The 7,166-nt window shown below is 61.6% G+C and carries 8 protein-coding genes; 5 read left to right on the forward strand and 3 right to left on the reverse strand.

Annotation, left to right across the window (positions count from 1 at the left end; genetic code table 11):
- Positions 1-113: 113 nt before the first annotated feature.
- The gene (locus G113_RS17845; RefSeq protein ID WP_040319366.1) at positions 114-1,103 is read left to right on the forward strand and encodes a D-alanine--D-alanine ligase; all 990 of its coding nucleotides are present in this window, start codon (positions 114-116) and stop codon (positions 1,101-1,103) included.
- Between the two features lie 63 nt (positions 1,104-1,166).
- Here G113_RS17845 and G113_RS17850 read toward each other — a convergent pair whose 3' ends face one another.
- The gene (locus G113_RS17850) at positions 1,167-1,601 is read right to left on the reverse strand and encodes a VOC family protein (protein ID WP_005908147.1); all 435 of its coding nucleotides are present in this window, start codon (positions 1,599-1,601) and stop codon (positions 1,167-1,169) included.
- Between the two features lie 155 nt (positions 1,602-1,756).
- Here G113_RS17850 and G113_RS17855 point away from each other — a divergent pair, with 155 nt between their 5' ends.
- On the forward strand, positions 1,757-2,530 hold the full coding sequence (locus G113_RS17855) for a tRNA-uridine aminocarboxypropyltransferase (protein ID WP_040319367.1): 774 nt from the start codon (positions 1,757-1,759) through the stop codon (positions 2,528-2,530).
- A 198-nt stretch (positions 2,531-2,728) separates the two neighbouring features.
- Positions 2,729-3,508 carry a TSUP family transporter gene (locus tag G113_RS17860; RefSeq protein ID WP_040319365.1) on the forward strand — a complete coding sequence of 260 codons (780 nt, stop codon included), beginning with the start codon at positions 2,729-2,731 and terminating at the stop codon, positions 3,506-3,508.
- A 48-nt stretch (positions 3,509-3,556) separates the two neighbouring features.
- Here the strand turns inward: G113_RS17860 and G113_RS17865 are convergent, their stop codons facing one another.
- Entirely contained in the window at positions 3,557-4,405 is an 849-nt protein-coding gene (locus G113_RS17865; RefSeq protein ID WP_005908150.1) for a LysR family transcriptional regulator, read from the reverse strand.
- Positions 4,406-4,470: 65 nt separating this feature from the next.
- Complete coding sequence (locus G113_RS17870; RefSeq protein WP_005908151.1) at positions 4,471-5,361, reverse strand: DMT family transporter; 891 nt, start codon at positions 5,359-5,361, stop codon at positions 4,471-4,473.
- Positions 5,362-5,629: 268 nt separating this feature from the next.
- Between G113_RS17870 and G113_RS17875 the strand changes: the two genes are divergently transcribed.
- Together G113_RS17875 and G113_RS17880 are read left to right on the forward strand one after the other, a co-directional pair.
- Positions 5,630-6,511 carry a helix-turn-helix domain-containing protein gene (locus tag G113_RS17875; protein WP_005908152.1) on the forward strand — a complete coding sequence of 294 codons (882 nt, stop codon included), beginning with the start codon at positions 5,630-5,632 and terminating at the stop codon, positions 6,509-6,511.
- A gap of 269 nt (positions 6,512-6,780) precedes the next feature.
- Positions 6,781-7,166: DUF2813 domain-containing protein (locus tag G113_RS17880; protein WP_005908153.1), on the forward strand; the 386-nt coding region annotated here is incomplete at its 3' end.

Raw genomic sequence — 7,166 nt, forward strand, 5'->3', positions numbered from 1 at the left:
GACAAGGCACATTCTTGCTTGCTACACTGGCCGCACTTGGCTTACGTCCGGTGGCTGGTTTCCTGTTCGCCGCCGAGGATGACGCGGCCGCTTCTCCCAAGGGATCCCAATCAATGAAGAAGATGCATGTCTTGCTGCTATGCGGTGGCGGTGGCTCCGAGCACGAAGTCTCTCTGCGTAGCGCCAATTTCCTCGAGCAACAGCTCGGTTTCCTGGCCGATGTCGAAGTGACCCGGGTCGAGATGTTTGCCGATCGCTGGCTCAGTGCCGACGGCCGCGAGTGCAAACTGGGGCTCGACAGGCTGCTCTCCTTTGACAGCGTGGCGCGACCGGTGGATTTCGTGGTGCCCTGCATCCACGGTTACCCGGGCGAGACCGGCGATCTGCAATCTTTTCTCGAGCTTGCCGGGTTGCCTTATCTCGGTTGCGATGCCGAGGCGAGCAAGATCTGCTTCAACAAGATCAGTACCAAGCTGTGGCTCTCCGCCATCAATATTCCCAATACCCCTTATCTGTTCCTGACCCAGCAGGATGAGAGCAGCCTGAGCGAAGCCAAAGCTGCTCTGGCCAAGTGGGGCAGGGTGTTCATCAAGGCGGCCTGTCAGGGCTCCTCCGTGGGTTGCTACTCCGCCAGCACCGAAACCGAGCTGGTGCAGAGCATCAAGGATGCCTTCGGTTATTCCGAGCAGGTATTGATCGAGAAAGCGGTCAAGCCGCGGGAGCTGGAAGTGGCGGTATATCAATATGGTGACGAGCTGGTGGCGACCTATCCGGGTGAGATCTGCGTGCCGACCGACAAATTCTACACCTACGAAGAGAAGTACAGCAGCGCGAGCCACACGGCGACCAGCCTCAAGGCAGAGGGCTTGACCCAGGCCCAGAGCGAGGCCATTCAGGCCTATGCCCTCAAGGCATTTCGCCAGCTGAAGCTGACTCACCTGTCGCGTATCGATTTCTTCCTGACCGAAGATGGCGAGATCCTGCTCAACGAGATCAACACCTTCCCCGGCATGACCCCCATCTCCATGTTCCCGAAATTGCTGGAACATCACGGTCACCGTTTTGCGCAGTTCCTCGAAGGCATAGTACGCAAACCCGCATAAGGGCAGACCGCAAGGTACAAGACAAGAGAGGGGCCCCGGGGCCCCTCTCTTGTTGATGGCGGCTTATGTCTGTGAACACTCCCCGGCTGCCGGGGTAAACAGCCAGATGTGCGCCCCTTGGGGGTCGGCTATCAGCGCCATGCGCCCGACGGTGGGGATATCCATGGCCGGGACCACCAGGCTGCCGCCATGCCGGGTGACCTTGGCGACTCGGGCATCCACATCATCGACTGCGATGTAGGTCGCCCAATGAGGCGGCACCCCTTCCATCTGCGGATTGCCGCCAGTGGCCTGTATCCCGGCGATGGGGCGGCCATTGGCGACCAGCATAGGGTAGTCAACCCCTTCCAGGGTCGTTTGCTGTACCTCCCAGCCGAGTACTTGGGTATAGAAGCGGATCCCCGCTTCGCTATCGGGCACATAGAGTTCGTGCCAGGTGAAAGTAGTGCCAGCGGCCAGGGCGTGCTCCCGGGCCTGATCATTGCTTTGCTCTGCCATTTTGATCTCTCGTCTGGGGGCCACCCCCGAGTGGAGCGACCGTGCGGCTTTGAGTATAGAAAGAGCCAGACCGACTAGGAGGGGCCTTGCCGCACAAGGGCTCGCTCGCTACAATCCTGCCCCTTTTCGTCCTCTTTTGTGCCGAGTCACCCTTCATGAAGCCAGTCCCCGATCATGCCGTCAATCGCCTGCGAACCTGGCGCAAGAGTATCTCCACCCGTCCTTTTCTGGCCCGGGGCGGGAGTGTGCCACGGTGCGAGGCCTGCCAGCTGCGCCGTGATTGGTGCGCCTGTGACTGGCGGCCCGAGCTCAAGGCCGAGGTGGGCTTTTGTCTGTTGATGTATGACAGCGAGCCGATGAAGCCCTCCAACACGGGACGACTCATCGCCGATGTCTTGCCGGGCAAGACCTGGGCCTTTCTCTGGTCGCGCACCGAGCCCCACCCCGAGTTGCTGGCCCTGTTAAGGGATCCTGAATGGCAACCTTATGTGGTGTTTCCGGCGAGCGAGAAGGCGCCGGCCCGCCTGACCGAGCAGCTGTTGACCGCGCCGGGCAAGAGGCCTTTGTTCATCTTGCTCGATGGAACCTGGCCCGAGGCGCGCAAGATGTTTAACAAAAGCCCCTATCTCGATGCGCTGCCCGTGCTGGCCGTGCGTCCCGAGAGCCTCTCCACCTATGGCATGAGGGTGGCCCCCAAGGAGCATCAGCTCTGCACCGCCGAGGTGGCGGCCTGCGTGCTGGAAGTCGCCGGAGAGGCGCAGGCCGGACTGGGGCTGCAGCTGTGGTTCAACCTGTTCAGCAGCCGCTACATGGCCGGTCGGGTCAATCGCTGGCCGGGGGAGGAGGACGCCGTCCTGCAGCAGGCGCTTGTCCCTTTCTTGAATCCGATGCGGGAAAATGATGAAAATCGGGAATCAACCCTGGATTGAGTCATAGCCTCAGGGGTGGAGCGCCCTGCAAGGCGGGCAATGGCAGTCAGATAAATGGTGAAAATCAGGAATTGATTGGCTGCCATTGTTTCGTTATGTGAATGGGTGAACCGCGCTTAGGATAGGCGCAACCGGCTCCTGCACCCCCTCTCTTTGCGGGGCAGGAGCCCTGTGTTGTCTCGTCTGACTGAGGTGAAAATGGAATTTGAGCTTACCACCCTTATCTTGTTGTTCGGTGTCGCCCTGGCAGCCGGTTTCATCGACGCCATCGCCGGGGGGGGCGGTTTGCTGACGGTGCCAGCCCTGCTGGCGACCGGCATGCCTCCCGCTCTGGTACTGGGGACCAACAAGTTGCAGAGCAGTTTCGGCTCCTTCTCCGCCACCTGGTTCTATGCCCGTCGGGGGTTGATAGAGTGGCACATCATCTGGCCCGCGGTCATTTTCACCTTTATCGGCGCCGCATTGGGTTCCCTGGCGGTGCAGACCATAGACGCCGCCATCCTGGAGCGGCTGCTCCCCTTCCTGCTGGTGGCCTTTGCCTGCTACTTCTACTTCTCCCCCAGGGTGAGCGATGCGGAAAGCACCCGGCGTCTTACCCCCATGTTGTTTGCCCTGCTGGTCGGCGGTGGGGTCGGTTTCTATGATGGCTTCTTCGGTCCGGGCACCGGCTCCTTCTTTGCCATCGGCTTCGTCGCCCTGGCGGGGTTTGGCATGGCGCGGGCCACAGCTCACACCAAGCTGCTCAATTTCACCTCCAACATCGCCTCGCTGATCTTCTTTGCCCTCGGCGGCAAGGTGGTGTGGAGCGTCGGCTTTGCCATGGCGCTTGGGCAGTTCATTGGCGCGCGTTTTGGATCAAAGCTGGTGTTGATAAAAGGGGTGAAACTCATCAAACCCTTGCTGGTCACCATCTCACTGCTGATGTCGGCCAAGCTTATCTGGAGCCAGTATCCCGCCCTGTTTGCCTGGTTGCACTGAAACACTGGGTCTGGGGCCGGCTTGCCATGCCGCATCCGAGGCGCCGGATCAGCGGTCAAGGGGTGCGAGCTTGGCGAAGTGGCGAGTCAGGGCCTGGATCAGGCGGCTGGCTCTATCTCGCTTGAGGCTACTGGGTCGGTAGATGAGATGGATGGGGCGACTGATGCCGGGCAGAGGACGAGCCTGCTGGCCCTGTTCACCGACCAGCGCCAGCAGGCCTTCGGGCAACATCACAGGCCCCATGCCCGCCTTGGCCAGCTCGATCAGCGCCAGATAGGAGTCAAGCTGCATGCGCGGCGCCAACCCCAGCTCTGCCAAGGGGGCCACCAGATAGCGGTTGACCGGGTTCTCCAGATCCATGGTGAACAAGCTGGCCGCTGTCCCTCTTTCCTCCTCCTCACCTACCAGATAGAAGGGTTCGTCCCGCAGCAGCGCGGCGTGCAAACCGTGTCCGGGGGGCAGACGCCCGGCACAGACGCCGAGCAGGGCCTCACCGGCTCGCACCCGGGCCAGGATCACCGGCGTGTGGTGGGTGGAGATCTGCAGGTAGGGATCCTGGCGCAGATAGCTGGCCATGAAGGGGGCCAGGTAGCCGGCCAGCAGGGTTTCGGAGCAGGCGACGGGCAGGGGGTGGGCATCGGTGAGGGTCTGGCTGTCGGCCAGCAGCCCCTTCATCTCGGCCAGGGTGGGGCCGAGACGGGCCAGTAGCTCGTGGGCCTGGGGAGTGAGCCTGATCTGGCGGCCATCGGGTTCGATCAACTTCTTGCCGAGCCGCTGTTCCAGCTGACTGATGCGCTTGCTGACCGCCGACTGGCTGATATAGAGGCGACTGGCAACCTTGCCCATGGTGCCCTCGCTCGCCAGCAGAAACAGGGTATCCAGCCCTTCCAGTAACATATTTGGTGCCTCTCGAACATATCCGGCCCCCACATTAGGAGCTTAAGGTGCGAGAGGCAAGGGCATCAGGCCGGCTGGGGCTTGAGACGCTTTGGCAAGCCGAAGATCACCAGGTTACCGAGCAGACAGACCGCCATGCCCAGCATGGATACCGGCTGCCAGACAAATCCCTCATACAGGGTGGAGAGGCCCAGGGCGACAAGGGGGAAGAGCACAGTGGCGTAGGCCGCCTTGCTTGCCCCGATCCGCCCGACCAGGGTCAGATAGGCGGTAAAGGCGATGACGGAGCCGAACAGTGCCAGATAGAGGAGGGCACCCCAGTAGCGGGTGCCGGTTGGCCAGACCAGCTCCTGCCCCAGTAGCTGTACCCAGCCAAACAACAGCATGACCCCGTACAACATGCCCCATGGCACCATCTGCAACACGGTGAAGCCCTGGCGTTGACCCCGGGCCGAGACCAGATTGCCGAGGGAGAAACAGAGCGTACCGGCGCAGGCGAAGGCGAGCCCCTTCCAGGCCTGGGCTCCGAGGTTGCTCGACATCAGGCTGGGCCAGAACAGCAGCAGGGTGCCGATCAGTCCCATCAACGAACCCTGCAACCATTGGCGGCTGGGTTTTTGCTTCTCGAACAGCCAGAGATTGAGGCCGTTGAAGATGCTGGCGCAGGCGAATACCACGGCGGAAAGACCGCTGGGGATATATTGGGTGGCGTGGTAGAAGCAGAGGAAGTTGGTGGAAAAGAGCAGTGCGCCAAGCAGGGCTGCGTAGCCCTGGCCTTGCCTTGGCAGGCGGGGAAACTTGCCGCTCAGGGTAAGCAGGGCAAAGAGCCCCAGCGCCGCCAAGGCGAAGCGGTAGAGCACCGAGACCTCGATGGGGATGGGACCCAGTTGCCAGGCGATGGCAATCCAGGTGCTGCCCCAGATGAGCACGGTGGCGAGATAGAGAGTCAAATTCATCATGGTGATCCTTGATACGGCGGCAGGGAGTAGCAGGGGAGCCAGGCCCAGTCTCGATGGGCTCAGTCCGATGGTCTTAGCATGGCGTGCCTCGGCCCGCGCCGGGTTACAGGATCTTGCGGTTATTTTTGCCAAGGGCTCTCCGATGGCTGCCATCTGGCGGGGCGGGCGAGTAGACTGGAAACGGATTGTCGGGCTTCAGGGTTGGCAGACGAGCACCCGGGCGCCAGCCGGGTTGTATAGGGATCTTCAGGATGAGAGAGGCGACATGGCAGCAGGGGTATTCGATGCACTGGTCAGCACGGGGGCGCGGCTCGAGGCTAGCCACTGGCTGGAGCCAGGGCTCGGGCTGGCCAGCTGGCGCAACTGCTTCGATCAGACTCGCTATCACAGGCCCGGTCATCACACCCTGAGCGTCTATCTGGAAGGGGGTGAGCAGACGGAGCGACTCGATGGCCCAGGAGGCCATGGCGGCGTCGGCAAGATCTGCCTGATGCCGGATCACCACAGATCAGAGTGGCTGGTGCGTGAGGAGTTTCGCTTCTTCCACCTCTATTTCAGCCCGGCACACCTGATGCGGATAGCAGAGGAGGTCTGCGATCGGGAGGGGCGTCACCTGCAACTCGATGACAAGACCTTCATCGACGATGCCGTCTTGATGAGGCTGGCCAACCAGCTTCAACGCCTTGACTGGCAAGAGGCGGGCAATCGGCTGGCCCTCGGCGGGCTGTGCAATCAGCTGTTGTTGCACACCTTTAGCCGGCACACCCAGGAGGCGCCGCCTTTGGTGCAGCCCAAAGGGGGGCTGGCACCGGCAGCGGCGCGGCGAGTATGCGACTACATGGCAGCCCGCCTTGCGCAGCCCATCTTGCTGGGCGAGCTGGCGGCCGAGGCCAGCTTGAGCGAATTTCACTTCAGTCGTATGTTCGCCCAAACCCTGGGTACGTCGCCCCATCGCTACCTGCAAGGATTGCGATTGCGCCGTGCCAAGCAGCTCTTGCTGGCCGGCGCCTCCCTGGAGGAGGTGGCTAGCCAATGCGGCTTCTCGTCCGCCGCGCACCTCGGCAACCGCTTTCGTGATGATTTCGGCTTGAGTCCGGGACAGTGGCGCAGTCGCGTGTCATCGAACTGTCATGCTGGGCGGGGATAGTGGCGGCGCGCCCATAAGCCGCACGCATCATCCAACATGATCCAACCCTGATAAAAAGGAACGCTCTTGAAACAAAGCAAACGTCAGGCTCGCAGCCGCCATCTCTGGTTCAGTCACTGGAATGTCCGCCGCGGGTTCCTGCCTCTCCCTTGTGTTCCCGAACCCGAAGTGCCTCACAGTTCTCGTTGAAATCTTCCTCCCTGCCATAGGCAGTCGGCGCCAAGTTTGCCACTATGACCCCCAGACGTTGACTGCTGTCATGGGGCGCTATGTTTCTGGAACGTATCGAAATAAAAGGCTTTCGCGGGATAAATCGCCTCTCGCTCAGCCTGGATAACACCACGGTGCTCATCGGTGAGAACGCCTGGGGGAAATCGAGCCTGCTGCGGGCACTCTGGTGCCTGCTGGGCCAGGAAGCAGAACCCTATCAGTTCAATGCCGATGACTTCCACAGGCCCGAAGATCCCGAACTGGCCTCGGCGCGCAACCTGCAACTGGTGCTCACCTTCAGCGAATACAGACCCGAGATGTGCCTGCGCTCCCAGCGCCTGGCCCGGCTTGCCCCGGTCTGGATCGGCCACAAAGACAAATTCCATCGCATCCACTACCGGGCCTGCGCCGAGTTGCAAGATGATGGTAGCGTCGTGAGTCACCA

It is taken from the genome of Aeromonas molluscorum 848, assembly GCF_000388115.1.
In the GTDB taxonomy this organism is placed as follows: Bacteria; Pseudomonadota; Gammaproteobacteria; order Enterobacterales; family Aeromonadaceae; genus Aeromonas; species Aeromonas molluscorum.